At 48.1% G+C, this 18175-nt stretch carries 18 protein-coding genes; 4 read left to right on the plus strand and 14 right to left on the minus strand.

The genetic code is table 11. The annotated features are described in order from the left end of the window. Positions 1-40: 40 nt before the first annotated feature. The 4 genes from AC0MA3_RS09750 to ilvB all read right to left on the minus strand — a co-directional run bounded on the left by AC0MA3_RS09750 (position 41) and on the right by ilvB (position 5103). Entirely contained in the window at positions 41-1582 is a 1542-nt protein-coding gene (locus AC0MA3_RS09750; protein WP_474656024.1) for a 2-isopropylmalate synthase, read from the minus strand. A gap of 115 nt (positions 1583-1697) precedes the next feature. After that, entirely contained in the window at positions 1698-2690 is a 993-nt protein-coding gene (gene ilvC, locus AC0MA3_RS09755; protein WP_074085844.1) for a ketol-acid reductoisomerase, read from the minus strand. A 179-nt stretch (positions 2691-2869) separates the two neighbouring features. Continuing rightward, the gene (ilvN, locus tag AC0MA3_RS09760; RefSeq protein ID WP_379155377.1) at positions 2870-3358 is read right to left on the minus strand and encodes an acetolactate synthase small subunit; all 489 of its coding nucleotides are present in this window, start codon (positions 3356-3358) and stop codon (positions 2870-2872) included. After that, positions 3355-5103, minus strand: coding sequence for a biosynthetic-type acetolactate synthase large subunit (gene ilvB / locus AC0MA3_RS09765; RefSeq protein ID WP_379155374.1), 1749 nt, complete (start codon positions 5101-5103; stop codon positions 3355-3357). Before ilvB ends, ilvN begins: the two co-directional genes overlap by 4 nt. Before the next feature lie 587 nt (positions 5104-5690). Here ilvB and AC0MA3_RS09770 point away from each other — a divergent pair. Next, positions 5691-6152: a GNAT family N-acetyltransferase gene (locus AC0MA3_RS09770; protein ID WP_379155371.1), complete on the plus strand. Its 462-nt coding sequence runs from the start codon at positions 5691-5693 to the stop codon at positions 6150-6152. Here the strand turns inward: AC0MA3_RS09770 and AC0MA3_RS09775 are convergent. From AC0MA3_RS09775 to AC0MA3_RS09795, 5 genes are all read right to left on the minus strand, one after another. Further along, positions 6149-6481: a hypothetical protein gene (locus AC0MA3_RS09775; RefSeq protein ID WP_474656025.1), complete on the minus strand. Its 333-nt coding sequence runs from the start codon at positions 6479-6481 to the stop codon at positions 6149-6151. The two genes, AC0MA3_RS09770 and AC0MA3_RS09775, sit on opposite strands and share 4 nt — an antisense overlap. 232 nt (positions 6482-6713) lie before the next feature. Beyond that, positions 6714-7664: an ABC transporter permease gene (locus tag AC0MA3_RS09780; protein ID WP_379155365.1), complete on the minus strand. Its 951-nt coding sequence runs from the start codon at positions 7662-7664 to the stop codon at positions 6714-6716. Then, on the minus strand, positions 7665-8741 hold the full coding sequence (locus AC0MA3_RS09785) for an ABC transporter permease (protein ID WP_379155362.1): 1077 nt from the start codon (positions 8739-8741) through the stop codon (positions 7665-7667). Further along, the gene (locus AC0MA3_RS09790; protein WP_379155359.1) at positions 8734-10272 is read right to left on the minus strand and encodes an ABC transporter ATP-binding protein; all 1539 of its coding nucleotides are present in this window, start codon (positions 10270-10272) and stop codon (positions 8734-8736) included. Before AC0MA3_RS09790 ends, AC0MA3_RS09785 begins: the two co-directional genes overlap by 8 nt. A gap of 180 nt (positions 10273-10452) precedes the next feature. Beyond that, complete coding sequence (locus AC0MA3_RS09795) at positions 10453-11532, minus strand: BMP family lipoprotein (RefSeq protein WP_379155355.1); 1080 nt, start codon at positions 11530-11532, stop codon at positions 10453-10455. A gap of 305 nt (positions 11533-11837) precedes the next feature. Here AC0MA3_RS09795 and AC0MA3_RS09800 point away from each other — a divergent pair, with 305 nt between their 5' ends. Then, on the plus strand, positions 11838-12380 hold the full coding sequence (locus AC0MA3_RS09800; protein WP_379155352.1) for an acyl-CoA thioesterase: 543 nt from the start codon (positions 11838-11840) through the stop codon (positions 12378-12380). A 148-nt stretch (positions 12381-12528) separates the two neighbouring features. Here the strand turns inward: AC0MA3_RS09800 and rplT are convergent, their stop codons facing one another. The 4 genes from rplT to AC0MA3_RS09820 form a co-directional block, all read right to left on the minus strand. After that, on the minus strand, positions 12529-12888 hold the full coding sequence (rplT, locus tag AC0MA3_RS09805) for a 50S ribosomal protein L20 (protein ID WP_379155349.1): 360 nt from the start codon (positions 12886-12888) through the stop codon (positions 12529-12531). Positions 12889-12920: 32 nt separating this feature from the next. Continuing rightward, positions 12921-13121 (minus strand): 50S ribosomal protein L35, encoded by a 201-nt coding sequence (gene rpmI, locus AC0MA3_RS09810; protein ID WP_036696104.1) that lies wholly within the window; start codon positions 13119-13121, stop codon positions 12921-12923. Positions 13122-13178: 57 nt separating this feature from the next. Continuing rightward, the gene (gene infC / locus AC0MA3_RS09815) at positions 13179-13676 is read right to left on the minus strand and encodes a translation initiation factor IF-3 (protein ID WP_039301536.1); all 498 of its coding nucleotides are present in this window, start codon (positions 13674-13676) and stop codon (positions 13179-13181) included. Positions 13677-13962: 286 nt separating this feature from the next. Next, entirely contained in the window at positions 13963-15204 is a 1242-nt protein-coding gene (locus tag AC0MA3_RS09820; protein ID WP_379155345.1) for a glycosyltransferase family 2 protein, read from the minus strand. Positions 15205-15612: 408 nt separating this feature from the next. Between AC0MA3_RS09820 and AC0MA3_RS09825 the strand changes: the two genes are divergently transcribed. Both AC0MA3_RS09825 and AC0MA3_RS09830 read left to right on the plus strand, forming a co-directional pair. Next, on the plus strand, positions 15613-16140 hold the full coding sequence (locus AC0MA3_RS09825; RefSeq protein ID WP_379155342.1) for a phosphatase PAP2 family protein: 528 nt from the start codon (positions 15613-15615) through the stop codon (positions 16138-16140). A 56-nt stretch (positions 16141-16196) separates the two neighbouring features. Next, positions 16197-17312, plus strand: coding sequence for an MGDG synthase family glycosyltransferase (locus tag AC0MA3_RS09830; RefSeq protein ID WP_474656026.1), 1116 nt, complete (start codon positions 16197-16199; stop codon positions 17310-17312). 133 nt (positions 17313-17445) lie between these two features. Here AC0MA3_RS09830 and trmB read toward each other — a convergent pair whose 3' ends face one another. Further along, positions 17446-18162, minus strand: a complete 717-nt coding sequence (gene trmB, locus AC0MA3_RS09835; protein WP_379155335.1) for a tRNA (guanosine(46)-N7)-methyltransferase TrmB — start codon at positions 18160-18162, stop codon at positions 17446-17448. Between the last annotated feature and the right edge of the window lie 13 nt (positions 18163-18175).

Consider the following 18175-nt stretch of genomic DNA (forward strand, 5'->3'; position numbering starts at 1 on the left):
AAAGATATAACGCACGAGTCAGGTATGAGACCAACCTGATTTACAGGTTAACATGATCGCGCTTTGTATACGTTTTGCGTTTCTCCAGCAGTTTGTTCAGGGCATTCAGATAAGCTCTGGCACTCGCCTCCAGAATATCTGTGCTGAGTCCTCGGCCCTGAGCGGCAACCTCGCCCTGTGACAATACTACATGGACTTCACCCTGTGCGTCTTTGCCGCGGCTGACAGCCTTGATGGAATAGTCACCAAGTGTAACTTCCTCACCTGTAGCCTGGTCAATGGCATTATAGATCGCATCTACTGACCCGTTGCCTTCGGCAACTGCAATAATCGGTTCCGTGTCCGGCCCTTTAATCGTTATCTTGGCTGTAGGAGTGGCCTCATTGCCGTAAGTCACATAGATCGTCTGCAGGCTGAAAACTTCCGGCGTATCGATCAGTTTCTCTTCCAGCAGCGCCAGAATGTCCTCATCGGATACTTCCTTCTTCTTATCTGCCAGATCCTTGAATTTGGCAAATGCATGATTCAGTTCTTCATCCAAGAGCTCATAGCCCAGATCACTGAGCTTGTCGCGGAATGCATGTCGGCCTGAATGTTTGCCCAGTACCAGCTTGCTCTCTTTGAGCCCGATAGTTTCAGGAGTCATGATCTCGTAAGTGGTTTTCTCCTTCAGCATACCATCCTGGTGAATCCCGGATTCATGGGCGAAGGCATTGGCGCCGACAATTGCCTTGTTGCCTGGAACAACCATGCCTGTAAGCTTGCTGACCAGCCGGCTGGTACGGGAAATCTCAGACAATACGAGCGAAGTCTTGGCATTAAAAAACTCACTGCGTGTCTCCAGCGCCAGCGCCACCTCTTCAATGGCTGTATTCCCGGCACGTTCGCCGATGCCGTTGATGGTACCTTCAATCTGGTCCGCACCATTCTGAATCGCAGCCAGCGTGTTCGCCGTAGCCATACCCAAGTCATTATGACAATGGGCGCTAAGCTGCACTTTCTCAATATCCGGCACGGTGTCCTTAAGAAACTTGAAGATCGCACCATATTCCGAGGGGTTCAGATAACCGACAGTATCCGGTATATTAACCACATTCGCACCTTCACGAATGGCCATCGCCACCATTTCAGCCATGAAGTCGCGTTCAGTCCGGCCAGCATCCTCCAGTGAAAATTCCAGCTTGGAAAAATATTTTTTGGCATAACGGATGGCGGCCTGTGCGGTCTCCAGCACCTGTGCCTTTTCCATACGAAGCTTATGCTGCCGATGAATCGGTGAAGTTGCCAGGAACAGATGAATGCAGGGGTCCTGCGCTCCTTGAAGCGCTTCTCTAACTGCATCGATGTCGCTCTCTCTGGAACGAGAGAGTCCTATCAAGGTTACATTCTTCACAGCTCTCGCTACTGCGTTTACCGCAGCCAGGTCTCCGGGTGACGCAGCAGGAAAACCTGCTTCCATCCGATCAATCCCCAGCTTCTCCAGCTGGTAAGCAATCTCTACCTTTTCACGTGTATTGAGGTTCACACCCGGCGACTGCTCTCCGTCTCGCAGCGTCGTATCGAACACATATATTTTACGCAAAGCTGAGCACCTCCTGAAAAAGATTGCGCTAAAACCCTCAAATGCGGCCCGCAAAAAAAACCGGCCGCATCTGAGAATCACACTATATTACGTTCAACGTTTTAATTATATGAGACTATTTCTTAATCCAGTGCATCATTTCACGCAGCTGACTGCCGACTACTTCTACCGGATGAGCAGCTTCGTTGCGGCGGGTGGCTGTCAGGAAGGCACGGCCGGATTGATTCTCAAGAATAAAGTCGCGGGCGAATTTACCTTGTTGGATATCGCTAAGCACTTCTTTCATTGCTTTTTTGGTTTCATCTGTAATGATGCGTGGACCTGTTACATAATCGCCGTACTCGGCAGTGTTACTGATGGAATCGCGCATAGTTGCAAGTCCGCCTTCATACACCAGGTCAACGATCAGCTTCATTTCATGCAGACATTCGAAATACGCCATTTCAGGAGCATATCCTGCTTCGGTAAGCGTCTCGAAACCAGCTTTGATCAGTGCGGATACACCACCACACAGAACAGCCTGCTCGCCGAACAGATCGGTTTCGGTTTCTTCACGGAAGGAAGTTTCAATAACCCCTGCACGTGTACAGCCGATACCTTTGGCATAAGCCAGACCAATCGCCTGAGCATTGCCGGTTGCATCCTGTTCAATTGCGATCAGTCCAGGAACGCCGAAACCTTCAACATAGGTGCGGCGAACCATGTGACCCGGGGATTTTGGAGCTACCAGCAGTACATCAGCATCCTTAGGGGCAACGATTTGGCCAAAATGTACGTTGAAGCCATGAGAGAACATCAGAGCCGCGCCGTTTTTGAGGTTTGGTTCAATTTCATTTTTATATACGGATGCCTGTGTTTCGTCCGGCATAAGAATTTGCACTACATCTGCACGGGATACTGCTTCAGCTACCGGCAATACTTCAAAGCCGTCATTTTTGGCGGTTTCAAACGATTTGCCTTCACGCAGGCCGATGACAACCTGAAGACCACTGTCACGCAGGTTCTGTGCCTGGGCATGCCCTTGGCTGCCGTACCCGATTACTGCAATTGTCTTCCCTTTTAGTACACTAAGTTCTGCATCCTGTTCATAGTACGTTGTCACTGCCATTGTCAATATCCTCCTTTAATTTGGGACCCATCGTAAAGAGCGGGTGCTTCAAGAGCCTTCAGTCCTTAAGATAGGATAGGCTGCTCTTCAAGCCCCCGCTCTTTCGCGGGAATTTCCTTACCCTTATCTTATCAAATTAATGCAAACAAGCAGCAATTCGTTAAAGCCGTAAAATATAGTCAGGCATTTCCCCGAATCATGGCTGTAACACCGGTACGGGACAGCTCTTTGATGCCGTATGGCTTGAGCAGTTCAATCATTGCATCAATTTTCTGAGTATCTCCAACCACCTGTACGAGCAGGCTGGTTGAACCAATATCGACCACTGAAGCGCGGAAAGTCTCAACAACACCCATGATCTCCGGACGTTCAGCCGGATCCGCTTTGACTTTGATCAACGCCAGTTCGCGGGCAACCATTGGCTTGGAGCCTAGATCCACAACCTTGATTACATCAATCAGCTTGTAAAGCTGCTTCTCGATCTGCTCAAGGGTGTGCTGATCACCCAGGGTAACAATTACCATCCGGGACAAACCCACTTCTTCGGACTGTCCGACGGTGATGCTCTCAATATTGAAGCCCCGGCGGCCGAACAGGCCTGACACCCGCTGCAGTACACCTGGCTGGTCATTTACAAGCACAGCAATCGTATGTTTCATCACTGTCATTCATCCCCCATCAGCATTTGATCGATGGTTGACCCTTGGGTTACCATCGGGTAGACATTCTCGTCCTTAGGAACAACGAATTCTACCAGAACGGGTCCCGGCGTTTCCAGTGCTTCTTTCCACGCAGCGCCTGCTTCTTCCTTGTTTGTTGCCCGTAGTCCCTTTACCCCGTATGCCTCAGCCAGTTTAACAAAGTCTGGGCTGCCCGCAAGGTCAGTATAGCTGTAACGCTTCTCATAGATGAGGTTCTGCCACTGCCGGACCATCCCCAGAACCTGGTTGTTAATCACCACAATTTTGACTGGAATCTTATGGATTGCACAAATTGCCAGCTCTTGCGAACACATTTGCATGCCGCCGTCACCATTGATGGAGACTACCAGCCGTTCCGGATGTGCCATTTGCGCTCCGATGGCTGACGGGAATCCGAATCCCATCGTTCCAAGTCCTCCGGAAGTGATCCATGAACGAGGATGATTGAACTTGTAATACTGAGCAGCCCACATCTGATGTTGTCCAACATCCGTAGTGACAATGGCTTCACCCTTAGTGGTGTCATTGATCATTTCAATTACCCACTGTGGTTTGAGCTCTGTATCAGAATCGTTATAGCGAAGTGGGTAATCCAGCTTCCACTGGGCAATCTGCGTTCTCCAGGCATCCGCATTAGCCGCACGGCTTACTTCAGGATTCAGCATTTCCAGTACGGTCTTCACATCACCGACAATTGGAATGTCTGGTGAGACATTTTTTCCGATTTCAGCCGGATCAATGTCGATATGAACAATTTTCGCTTTGGGCGCGAAACCGTCCAGCTTGCCGGTTACACGGTCATCGAACCGGGCACCGATGTTAATCAACAGATCGCATTGCTGAATGGCATTATTAGCGGTGTAGGTACCGTGCATACCGGGCATTCCCATCCACAGTTCTTCCGCACTCGGGTAACAGCCCAGTCCAAGCAATGTTGTTGTGATTGGAATCTCTGTCCGCTTCACGAATTCGTACATAGCCTCATGAGCCCCGGAGTAAATGACACCGCCGCCGGCAATGATGATCGGGCGTTCAGCGGATGATATTGCGCGGACCAGCTTATCCAATTGAAGCTTGTTCGGAACCGTACGCGGATTGTAGCCGCGAAGGTTAATGCCCTGCTGTTTGGCCGGGGCAAACAAAGTTTTGGCAGCCGATACATCCTTCGGAATATCAATGAGAACCGGGCCTTTACGGCCGGTGTTCGCAATGTGGAAGGCTTCATGAATGACACGCGGAAGATCCTCAACATCACGTACCAGATAACTGTGCTTGGTAATCGGCATGGTTATGCCTGTAATATCCGCTTCTTGAAAAGCATCTGTTCCAATCAGGCTGGAAAAGACATTACCGGTGATTACCACTAGTGGAACAGAGTCCATAAAGGCGGTGGCAATGCCTGTTACCAGATTGGTTGCTCCCGGACCCGAGGTTGCAATACATACGCCCGGCTTACCGCTGGCTCTGGCATAGCCGTCAGCCGCGTGAATCGCGCCCTGCTCATGCCGTGTCAGGATATGTTTGAAATCGGTGAAGCCATGAAGAGCATCGTAGATGTATAATACAGCACCGCCTGGATACCCGAATACGGTATCTACCCCTTCCAATACAAGACTGCGCAGCAGCACTTCGGAGCCCGTAATCACCTCGGGATTTTTCCATTTCTCACGTAACTGCTCTATAGACTGTACTTCCGGTATTTGCGCGCTCATCAGTATTCCTCCCTTCGATAGTTAACATTCATTATGAAAATGACAGAACGTCTTATATACGACCGATAATGTGCCTGACAACAAAAAAACCTTTCGCCACCCACGCGCAAAAGACAGCGCGTGAGGGACGAAAGGTTGATCTTCCGTGGTACCACCCATGTTTGCATTGCATCTCACGATGCAACACCTTATCAGGATACAAAAATCCATCGATGTAGGCAGGGCCCAAATCTCTGTAACCTGAAGTCCCTAACGCGGACCAAACGATTCCCCCTAATAATTCCACCACTCTTGCCGATGGACCTTTCAGGAAAACAGCTCCGAGGTGAGCTCGTATATAAGGGATTCTGGTGGAGGTTGCAGCAATTCCTCTCACTCTCTGAGCAAAAGAGCCCTTAAAACTTCGTCCTCATCATTGCCGATGCATGTATGTTCGTTAAAATGTTTAGACACATTATATGATTCCTCACACGGTTAGTCAATACCCATCTTTTCTGCAATCGTCACAAAACGTTGTTCTATTCTTGCCGGAACGCCCACACGCCTTTGGGCATATGATGTACGACAATGCGTGAAGGGGGCGCTTTATGATTCGCTATCGCAGACCCAAGCAGGATGATCTTATCATTCTTGACTTGATTGAGAAACAACTGGTTCCATTATCGCATCTTCCGCAAACCGTAATCAACCAGGTCCGAAAAGACCTGCCCCGTCGCCTGGGGCAAGGGGTTACCCTTGTAGCTTGTCCGGATTATGAAAGCGATCCCCTGGGATTCGTTCATTTCATGCTGCATGGAGACTTACTCTATATTGACATGTTAGCCATAGCCCCTGCGGCAAGGCGCAAGCGTTGGGGGAATATGCTCATGGACCGGGCTGAGCGGTTTGCACTATCACGCGGTTGCCAGAGAGCCAAAGTTTCAGTGGACACCGGCAATGCGCCGGGAATTTCTTTTTATCAAAAATTGGGCTACAGCGTAGCCCGTTATCAGCCGCAAAACTTCTGCTATGAGTTCGAAAAACCTTTATCCAGCAGATTCAGAGTTTAAAAGAAACCGATCGGCGGTACGCCATAATTGGATCCACAGCAATAAGGTCCAGGCACCGGTCCTGGTCCATACCCTCCGTAGGGTCCAGGTACACCGCCATAGCCTCCGCCATAAGCGTAGGGGGCCGTACCAATGGCCAACAAATCAAACAGCACCAGCGGAATCAAAGCCTTGGTTTGCACTTTTCTACCGCTGGTCCGTTGTAAAACCAGTCGATTTCCCGAGACCCGGAGCAGTTTCCCCGTTACTTTCGTGCCATCTTTTTTCACTGCGGTAATATTTTTACCCACCAGCTTCATCACCTGTTTCCTTGTAACCGGCTGTGTCATCTTATCCCTCCTAAAAGTTTTGTAAACATAGTCTCCCAGAATTTACTCGATACGAATTTTGCTGCAAAAGCTTAGGTTAAGCTCTTCTTCACAACAGTCTATTCGTGCCAAGTACACTTTGCCTGTACACCTGTCCCTGACTGATACATCTAAAATTTCAACAAAAAAAACGCATTCCCAGTTCATACCGGAAATGCGTTTATTGATCTACGCAACAAGCGATACATCCAAATTAACGTTTGCTAGGGTCGTAAGGTTCACCCAATGCCTTCGGAGCCGAAGAACGGCCAACCGCACTGACTAAGACTATAATCGTTAATACATAAGGAATCATGAAGATAAATTCCTGTGGAATGTTTTTGGACCATTCGAACAATTGCACATAGTTCCGGATCGCTTGCGACAACCCGAAGAATACAGCTGCTCCGAACGCGCCAAGCGGATTCCATTTCCCGAAAATCATCGCCGCAATAGCGATAAAGCCCTGACCGGAAACCGTGTTGTGCGCAAAGGTTCCCGTTGTTGTTAGGGTGATAGTGGCTCCGCCAATACCGGCTAACAGCCCGCTCAGCATAACACCAATATATCTCATGCGGTTTACGTTGACACCCAGTGTATCCGCCGCACTCGGGTGTTCACCGACTGCACGCAGCCGAAGACCAAATGGGGTTTTGAAGAGTACAAAATAAATGACAATAACCAGGATTATCGCAAGGTAAGTCGTCGGATAGGAATTAAAAATCCCCTCGCCGATAACCGGAATCTTGGAGAGACCGGGGATAGGTACTTTACTGAATCCGTCCAGTAGCGGAGTTTCACCAGCTCCGTCAAAAATCAGCTTCACAACATAAAGCGTACTGCCAGCAGCCAGAAAGTTAATAACTGTACCACTTATGGTCTGGTCCGCCTTGAACGTAATTGACGCAACGGCATGAATAAGTGCGCCAAGTACACCCACAACCATAGCACAAAGTACACCGACCCATGGCGCCCATTCACCCATCCCTGCATCCTGAGCATAATATCCGCCTACAGCTGCAGCAAAAGCGCCAAACATCATCAAGCCTTCAAGTCCGATGTTCACGACACCGGAACGTTCAGAGAAGATGCCACCGAGGGCGGCAAATATCAGCGCTGTGGAAAAAACAAGCGTTGTATTGAGCAATTGGCCTAATACTTCCATCTATAACACCTTCTCTTTCTTGCGCTTGAAATAGAACGGTTTGAGCACCCAGCGCACAATTCCTTGTGCCGCAATGAAGAAAATAATTGAACCGATTACGATACGAATGAGTTCAGGAGGAACATCCGCTCCAAAACTCATACCTGCAGATCCATAAGTCAAGGTTCCGTAGAGAATAGCAGCCAGAATCACTCCGAGTGGATGCGTCAGACCAAGCAGCGCAACGGCAATCCCGTCAAAGCCATAACCTGGAGAAGCCGCAAATACAGATTGATAATGGAATACGCCAAGCACTTCGCCTGCACCTGCCAGCCCGGCAAAAACACCGCTGATGAACATGGCTTTAATAACATTACGGCCAACATTCATACCTGCGTACTCTGCTGCATGAGGATTCAAGCCGACAGCTCGCATTTCGTACCCCTGTTTGGTTTTCCACAGATAGACATAGAAGAATACCGCTGCAGCCAGTGCAATTGCGGTTCCCCAGTGCAGCCGCGCATTATCAAATAGGGAATTTAAGAATGTCATGGAGAGCGAGGCCGGAATATCCTCTGAACGATTCTGCCCTTCAAGCAGCAAGAACGTTCTGACAATATAATTGGACAGAAATAATGCAATCCAATTCAACATGATAGTGGTAATAACCTCGTTAATTCCGCGTTTTGCCTTGAGATAACCAGCAATGCCTGCCCAGAGTCCGCCACAGACTCCTGCAATGATAACTGCCAGTGGCACCAGTATAAAATTCGGCAGGGTTCCGGCTAGCTTTATGCCAACAATAGAAGCCGCAGTCATTCCAATAAGCACCTGTCCATCCGCCCCGATATTGAACATACCCGAACGGAAGGCGAAAGCTACTGCAAGTCCTGTGAACATCAGTGGTGTCATCTCGCGGATAGCCTCACCAAAGTCATATGGACTACCAAATACGCGTTTGAACAGCGCTGAGTAGGCAGCTACAGGATCGTATCCACCGATCAGCATCACTACAGCCCCTACAAGGAACCCCATCACTATTGCGACTAACGGAACGATATAGCTGTCCGTCGCAAATATTTTTTTGAGTCTATACATCCGAATGGCCTCCCCGCTTCAAGCTTCCCGCCATCATCAGACCCAGTTCCTGATCATTGGTATCCTGCGGGAATACTTCACCGACAATCTGGCCTTCATAGATGACGGCGATTCTGTCGGACACATTCATAATTTCATCAAGTTCAAAAGAAATCAGCAGTACAGCTTTACCTTGGTCACGCTGAGCAATGAGTTGTTTCTGCACAAATTCGATTGCACCAACGTCAAGGCCGCGGGTAGGTTGAGCAGCAATCAGCAGTGTCGGATTTTTATCTATTTCCCGCGCAATAATCGCTTTTTGTTGATTACCACCTGACAAAGAACGGGCTTTGTTCTCAATAGAAGGAGTTCTCACGTCAAACTGCTTGACCAGATCCTCGGCATGCTGATCGATGACTTCTTTGTTCAGGAATCCGTTCTGATTGTATGGACTTTTATAATATGTTTCCAGCACCATGTTCTCGCTAACTGTAAAATCCAGGACTAACCCATGCTTATGCCGGTCCTCCGGAATATGAGAGACATTCATTTCAGAGATTTTACGTGGATTCAGATTAGAAATTTCCTTGCCGGATACGGCAATAGAACCGGAATCAATCTTACGCAGGCCGGTGATCGCCTGGATCAACTCGCTTTGTCCGTTCCCGTCGACGCCAGCAATACCTAGAATTTCCCCAGCCTTCACATCAAAGCTAAGCCCATTCAATACCGGCACACCATCTTTGCTCTTACTGCTTACATTATTCAATTGGAGTACAGTTTCACCAATACGCGGAGGCTGCTTGTCTACCTTGAAGGTTACACCGCGTCCTACCATCTTTTCAGCCAGCTCATTAGGATTTGTATCAGCAGTCTTCACCGTATCAATGACTTTACCCCGGCGGATGATGGTAACCCGGTCAGAAATTTGCATGATTTCCTTAAGCTTATGAGTAATCAAAATGATGGACTTGCCCTCTGCAACGAGCCGCTTCATAATCGCCATCAGTTCTGTAATCTCCTGAGGCGTAAGCACAGCGGTAGGCTCGTCGAATATAAGTATATCCGCACCGCGGTACAGGGTTTTCATAATTTCTACCCTTTGCTGCATGCCGACCGAAATGTCGTAAATCTTGGCATTTGGATTGACTTGAAGGCCGTATTGCTCTGATAGTATACGAACCTGCTCCGCAGCGGATTTATAGTCGATTTTAAGACCTTTTTTCGGTTCCATGCCCAGAACAATGTTCTCAGTTACCGTGAAAGGCTCTACAAGCTTAAAATGCTGGTGAACCATTCCGATGCCAAGCTCAATCGCTTTATTGGGGTTATCGATAACAACTGGTTTCCCGCCGATTTCGATGCTGCCTTCATCGGGCTGATACAGTCCGAAGACGATATTCATCAAGGTGGATTTGCCTGCTCCGTTCTCGCCAAGCAGTGCATGAATTTCTCCTTTTTCGAGCGTCAGACTAATGGAGTCGTTCGCGACGATACCGGGAAAGCGTTTTGTGATTTGCTTCAACTCTACGACAGGAGCCGCAGCACTCATGGAATCACCCTCATCACTGAATATATATTACCTTATAGACATGGCTATACCGCCCCTGAAGGACGGTACAGCTATGTTGACCTATTACCTGAAACATTCACCTAACAAGGAACAAGGCCAGCTCAATAACCGGCCTTGTTCCTTGTTAATTATTGTGAAGCAAGAAACATCAAGTCCGTCTTACTCGGTAGGAACTTTGATTGTTCCATCAATGATTTGTTTGCTGTATTCATCAACTTTGGCAAGAATTTCAGCGGATACGTTGGCTTTGGATGTTTCAGGAAGGCCTACACCGTTGTCTTTCAGACCCAGTACAGTTGTAGTGCCGCCTTTGAATGTTCCATCAACGACCTGTTGGGAAACTTTCTTAACCGCTTCGTCAACACGTTTGATCATGGAAGTCAGAGTTACATCGTCGCCAAATTCCAGGGATTGGTCTTTGTCTACGCCGATTACCCATACTTTATCGCCGCCAGCTTTGTTACGGGATTTAGCTTCGTTGAATACACCGTTACCAGTTGCGCCAGCAGCTGGGAAGATGATGTCATTGCCGTCATTGTACAGAGTAGCTGCCAAAGACTTACCAACGTCTGGCTTGTCATAAGCACCTGCATAAGTAACTTTTACGGCTGCATTAGGGTTAACAGCTTTTACACCAGCAATGAACCCTACTTCAAAACGTTTGATTACTGGGCTTTCCATACCGCCAATGAAACCTACTTTGTTGGTTTTGGTAGTCAAACCTGCAACTACACCCACCAGGAAGGATCCTTCATTCTCGGAGAACGTAACGGATTCTACGTTTGGAGCTTCTACCACACTGTCAATGATCGCAAGATTGGCATCCGGATTCTCGGTTGCAACTTTCTTAACAGCATCGCCAAGGTCAAAACCAATACCCCAAGTCAGGTTGTAGCCGCCTTTTACGAATTGGTTAAGGTTTGGCTCATAGTCTGAATTGGATTTACTTTGCAGATACTTGATTTCAATACCGGATTCTTTCTCAAGAGCCTGCAGAGCTTCCCAAGCTGATTGGTTAAACGACTTGTCGTTAACGCCGCCTACGTCGGTAACCAGACCGACTTTGACGTCAGTTTTTGGAGCATCCGTTGGAGCTGCTGTTGCTTCAGCCGGTGCGTTGGTTGCTGTTCCAGCGTTGCTTGCTTCATTGCCGGAGTTGTTATTGTTCTTGCCGCAGCCTGCCAGAATGACAGTGAACGCAAGCAACATAACAAGAGATAGTTGGTATACCTTTTTCATTGAGTGTGATCCCCCTTAAAAAATTGGATGTCTTCTGTGTATTCCTTGGACATACCATTAGATCAAATTATAACTGGTAAAAACCTTAAAATCCAGTCAATTAATGACCTCAGGTCAATAATAATTTGCATTTTTTCACAAGAAACCGTTTACTATCACATCACACGTCAGCAAAACATTCAAACCATGTCAGAAGCGCTCGAATTGCATGGTTGTGGTTAGTACAATATAATTATTATTGCACGGTTATGTGTTTTCTATTATCATGAATGTTTACATAATGTAATAAAAGGGAGTATTGAAAAATGGATGATCAAAACAAACCAGAAGCTGCACCAGACTTCAAATACTGCCGGGAGTCCCGTGTATTCAAAACAGGCCGCGTATTCCCGAATGATGTCAACAATCATAAGACGTTGTTCGGTGGCAAGCTAATGAGCACTATTGATGAAGTTGGATCGATCTCTGCCATGCGTCACTGCCGCACCAATGTGGTTACCGCTTCAGCGGACTCTGTTGACTTCCTACTGCCTATCAGACCTACAGATTCAGTATGCTTCGAGTCCTTCGTCTCCTGGACGGGCAGAACCAGTATAGAGGTATTCGTCAAAATCATATCAGAGAATCTATATACCGGCGAGCGAGCTGTTGCAGCGACATCTTTCCTCACCTTTGTAGCTGTCCATGAAGACGGCACACCGGCACTGGTACCCGCCATCATTGCTGAAACCGATGAGGAAAAGCTGATCAGCGCCTCTGCAAATGAGCGTTCCGAGCTGCGGAAGATTAGAAGAACCAGTAGCAAGCTGCTGGCATCCCAGCTAAGCACCACCAAGTACTGGGAGTAGAGCTTCGCTTAGGGATTCACTCCCTCTTCCAGACACATTGAAACCTTGGCCTTAAGTTCAATTAACTGAAAAACCTTTGCAAGACTCAAAAAAAAGCACCGTCAAACGGGAGATCCCGCAGGCGGTGCTTTTCGGTTACTTCTAATACTTATGCGTTAATCTTCTCTTTGGCAACAACAGCCAGGGAGTTGAATGCGTTAAGATCGTTAACTGCCAGGTCAGCCAGCATCTTGCGGTTCACTTCTACTCCAGCCAATTTCAGGCCGAATACAAGCTTGCTGTAAGACAGGCCGTTCAAACGGGCTGCAGCATTGATACGGACGATCCACAGTCTGCGGAAGTTACGTTTAGTCTGACGACGGTCACGGTATGCGTAAACCATCGATTTCATTACCTGCTCTTTAGCAGTTTTGAAAATGCGGTGCTTGGAACCGAAATAACCCTTTGCCAGCTTCAATACTTTTTTATGTCTACGACGAACTACAAATCCGCCTTTAACTCTTGCCATATTAATAAACCTCCCAAAAATGTGTGATAAAACTATTTCAAGTTAGCGAGTCCTTGTTTCAAACGTCTTACATCCCCAGGGGCCATAACCGGATTTCCGTTCAGTACGCGTTTTGCGCGCTTGGATTTGTGGGAAAGCAAGTGGTTCTTGTGAGCTTTGTAACGCAGTACTTTGCCCGTTCCAGTAATCTTGAAACGGCCTTTCAGACTGCTGTGAGTTTTCATTTTAGGCATGGTGTTTCCTCCTTGAATATTATGCGGCGCCAAATTGCTGTGCAAGTGACTCCAAATTTATTGGGCTTTGGGAGCCAAGATCATAATCATGCTGCGTCCTTCCAGCTTAGGCTGGCGTTCCACAACAGAAATATCTTCAACTTCGTTCTTCACCCGTTCCAAAATCTTCTGACCGATGCTGGCATGTGTAATCTCACGTCCGCGGAAACGTACGGAGCATTTCACCTTGTCACCTTCGCCCAGAAACTTGATAACGTTGCGGAACTTGGTCTGATAATCATGTTCCTCAATGTTGGCACGGAACCAGACTTCCTTGATGTCCACGATCTTCTGGTTCTTGCGTGCTTCTTTCTCTTTCTTTTGTGTTTCATAACGGAACTTGCCGTAATCCATGATGCGGCATACTGGCGGTTTCGCCTGCGGTGCTACGTTGACTAAATCCAGATTAAGATCAATCGCCATCTGCAACGCTTCGCGGATCGGTTTGATACCGATTTGTTCGCCTTCCGCTCCAACCAACCGAACTTCTTTGGCCCGAATTTCATCATTGATCATATGTTCCTTACTGATAATACTCCACCTCCGGATCTACTTGGGAAATCACTTATGCGGTTCTCCATAAAAAAGGGGTGCCGGTAACTCCCGACACCCCGTTTGATCAACGTTCATGAATTATAACATCCATAAAGCATTGAGATCAAAACCAGCTGGCTTAGAGCCAGTCAGGTGAGAAGCCGGTGCTTCTGCTTGCAATCCCTATGTTTTGCATACTTGAATACTATACAACACTATGCACACTGTGTCAACAGTGGCCAAATTCTTTTTTTCCAAAAAATCTTCTTTAAGAAACCTGTTTGCTCTGAACTTCTTCAAGCCGTACGACACGCGTATGCTTGGTATGGCTCCACTGCTTGTTGTTCTGCGTAAAGAACGCATAGAACGTAATGGGATACCAGGAGATCAGGTAAATTGGGAATACCAGTAAATACAGATATACCTTTTTGAACTTCACCTTCTCCAGCGCCATCGCGAGCAGGAAGGTCAGAATATTGGCTCCCACAGCAAAGTAGCTGAGCCACAGTGGCAGGCTACCATAAATATTCGCTATATGCGGGCCTCCGAAGATGGAATTGTCGATAAACATGACTGCTGTCATCAAGAATGTCAGCAACACGATGTAGACATTGACACCATATAGAGCCAGGTCAAATTTCGTCAGACTGCGTTCTTTAATGCTTTGCCACAGCAAAGGAAAGAAATAACGGCGGGCTACAGTAAAGTGACCCTGCATCCAGCGCAGACGCTGTCTGGAGGAAGCCTTGAATGTCAGTGGCTTCTCGTCAAATACCTTGGCATCATAATTAAATCTTGGATAGACGCCTTTGGAGGCACTCCGCATGGTAAATTCCAAATCCTCTACCAGACTTGTTGCTCCCCAGCCCATTTCCTTCAGCAGATTAGTCTCGAAACACATACCTGTTCCACCCAGGAAGTTCGCCATATTGAGATTGTGGCGTGACAGCTGCCAGAGCCGGTTGATATACCAGTAGGACACACCATAAGCCGCAGTGATCCAAGAATCCTCAGGATTCTTGGTATCGATGTAGCCCTGAATAACTTGAGCGCCTGAGCAAAGATCCTTGTTCATCTCCATTAAGAATTCCGTGTGAGCAAGATTGTCGGCATCGAACATGACGACGGCGTCATATTGTCTAGGCATCGCCCATAATTCCTTGAGCATCCATTCAATGGCATAACCCTTACCGCGCAGGTTGTTGTTGGTGCGGACACAGGCATTCATTCCGTGTTCTCTTACAATCTTGGCTGTACCATCCGTACAGTTGTCGCAGATGACAAATACATCGTACAGTTCCTGGGGATAATTAAGTTGTTTCAAATTCTCCATCAGTGCACCGACGACTTCTTCCTCATTGTGAGCGGCAACCAGTACAGCAAATGATTTTTGCGGAGCGATATGTCCCTTATTCTTTTTCTTGTGCAGTCCAAATAACGAAAACGTAAACTGATAGACTGCGATAGCCGCCAAGATCACTTGGAGCGTAACAAACAGTGCGTCTGTCATGACCTTTGATGCCCCCTTTTCAATCTTGATGTTCTTTTTTTTTCTCTCTCTCTGGCATTGCTGACGTTCGTACTGACCCTTTTGTTGCATCCCTTACAGTAAGACCAAGGACTTCCCTTTGTGCTAAGGCAGGCTTGCCTGTATGTGTATACGTCACAAGATACGATCCGGATGCTCTGTATTCGGCTCCTCTTTTTCTCTGTTACCTTATAAACGCGTTCCGCCTGCTTGAATCATTGTACGGCGTAAGTGGTGATGAAGTCAAAACTGTTGATTTCCAAACGAACCCGAGCTTTTACCTTGAAATGGACTACCTTAAAAAAGTATGATAAAGACAGCTTTATGGCATAGACCGGATTGTAGCAGCTGCGCCAACCAACTTCAGCCGGACTATCGGAGGGACAAGATATGAGACATTTATTCATGAAATTGCATCTCTTGGAGCAGCGCCTGTTCAAATGGATTAACGGACGATTGCATAACCCTTTTCTGAACTTTTGGCTTTTTTATCTGACTCATCTAGGCGGAGCCACAAGCGCCATCGGCATTAATCTGCTGATCTGGGCCCTGTCTCCTGAGCCTTTGAGAACTACAGGGCTTAAGGCCCTGACTGCCCTGGCTGTCAGCCATCTGCCTGTTGCCATTGCCAAGAAACTCTATCCGCGTATGCGGCCGTACCTGGCGCTTCCGGGCACGAATACGTTTCACAATCCGCTTAAGGATCATTCTTTTCCATCAGGCCATACGACCGCTATCTTCGCATCTACAGTGCCTTATATGATGGTCTTTCCTGCCCTAACCTTCATACTGCTGCCCCTGGCCTGCATTGTCGGATTTTCCCGGATCTATCTCGGACTGCACTATCCGTCTGACGTTTTTGCAGGGGCAGTAATTGGTTCCGGAGTCGCTGCAGGCACAGTAGTCTTGTGGTTCTAAAGTCCGAGATGTTCTAACACGGCGAATACCCTTTACGAAAACAGGTGGATTATACATTGCGTAAAAAAAGAGTACTATTGCTGTCAGAAGGTTTTGGCGCAGGGCATACGCAAGCAGCTTACGCGTTGTCGAGCAGCCTGCGCAAATTGTCGCCTAATCTGCAAACGAAGGTGCTGGAGCTAGGAAGCTTTCTCAATCCCAAAATGGCACCTTTGATTGTCTCGGCATACCGCAAGACGGTAACCTCAAAGCCCAGGCTGATGGGCTATGTGTACCGTCACCAGAAATCATTCAACCGTCTTACCACACTTGCCCTGCACCGGATATTTTATACACATACGCAAAATATTGTGAAGCAGCTGAGGCCGGACATTATAGTCTGCACCCATTTCATTCCCAGTGCCGTCGTTTCCCGTCTCAAACGGCTCGATCCGGCCTTCAAAGCCCCGCTGATCACCGTTATAACCGATTACGACGCCCATGCGACCTGGATCAGCCCCGAAGTAGACAGATACCTGGTTTCCACTCCCGAGGTCAAAGCCAAGCTGCGCACCCGAAGCGTCACTGCCGCCAAAATCCAGGTCACCGGCATGCCGGTTCACCCGAGCTTCTGGGAGCATCCAAGCAGAGCAGATATTCTCAAACGTTTCACACTGCAGAATATGCCAACTGTTCTGGTCATGGGCGGCGGCTGGGGGATGATGAACGACGAGGTCATTAACGAAGCTTTGGCCGGTTGGCGGGATAAGGTGCAAATTATTTTTTGCGTCGGCAAAAATGAAAAGCTGCTTCATGCGATGCGGGAGAATCCCCTTTACAGCCACCCTAACGTTTCCTTGATAGGCTTCACACGTGAAATTGACAAACTGATGGAAATCTCCGATCTGCTGGTCACAAAACCGGGTGGGATGACCTGCAGTGAAGGACTGGCCAAAGGAATTCCCATGCTGTTTTATGACCCACTCCCCGGGCAGGAGGAAGAAAATTGCCGTTATTTCACAGCAGTGGGACTGGGCGAACCCATTTCTTCACTTCAGGTGGTTGACGCATGGATGGAGCGGCTGCTGTACAGCTATGACGAGGTGCAGGCCAAACGTCAAAGCCTGTTGAAGGAAATTGCCCGCTTTCATCCCATGCAAAGTGCCCAGAGCATTATTGATATGCTGGAATAGCCCGGGCAAGAACTTGAATCTACAGCTATCATATCCTCATGAAATAAAAAGGCAGTCCAGGTGTGGTTCACTGGACCGCCTTTTTATTGTACAGACCGCTTATAAAGCGGAAGTTCTCCGCCACTTGTGCCAATTACAGGCGGTACTTGTCCAGACGCGTAGCTTGATAGCGTTCCAGCGCTTCCGCGCCGACAATCGCCTCGCAGCGGTGAATATTGACACCCCGGCCAAAAAATTTGGTTTCGTACTCTGTCATCACCTGCTCCTCGTTCATCACTCCATCCGGATGCAGGTCAAGAGAGATATTCTTCATCTGCAGACCATAATCGGCAAAAGCATTCAGAGAGAACTCAAACAGGCTCCGCGAATCCGTCTTCAAATGAATCTCGCCAAGCGGACTGAGCAGGCCGCGGTATTTGTCCAGAAAACGCGGATGGGTCAGCCGGCGGCGCGCGTGTTTGCTCTTAGGCCACGGATCGCTGAAGTTCAAGTAGATCCGCTCCAGCTCTCCCGGAGCAAACACTTCCTCCGCATAGTTAATATTGGCAAGCGCCACTTTGAGGTTAGGCGGTGTCTCCTGCCCTGCCGGTTCCCAGACCGCGCGGGCCTTCTCCGCCGCACGCCGGATCAGCTCATCATACATATCAACACCGATAAAATTAACATCCGGATATTTGAAGCTCATCTGGCTGATGAACTGTCCCTTACCCATACCAAACTCTACATGAATAGGTTGATCGTTGCCGAACAGTTCAGACCACCGCCCCTTGAGGCTGCGTGGATCCAATATGACCAGATCGGTCTGTTCTTCCAGACTTTCACGTATTCCTTTTCTTCCGCGTAAACGCATAAGTTTTCCTCCG

Source organism: Paenibacillus sp. LS-5 (genome assembly GCF_056121505.1).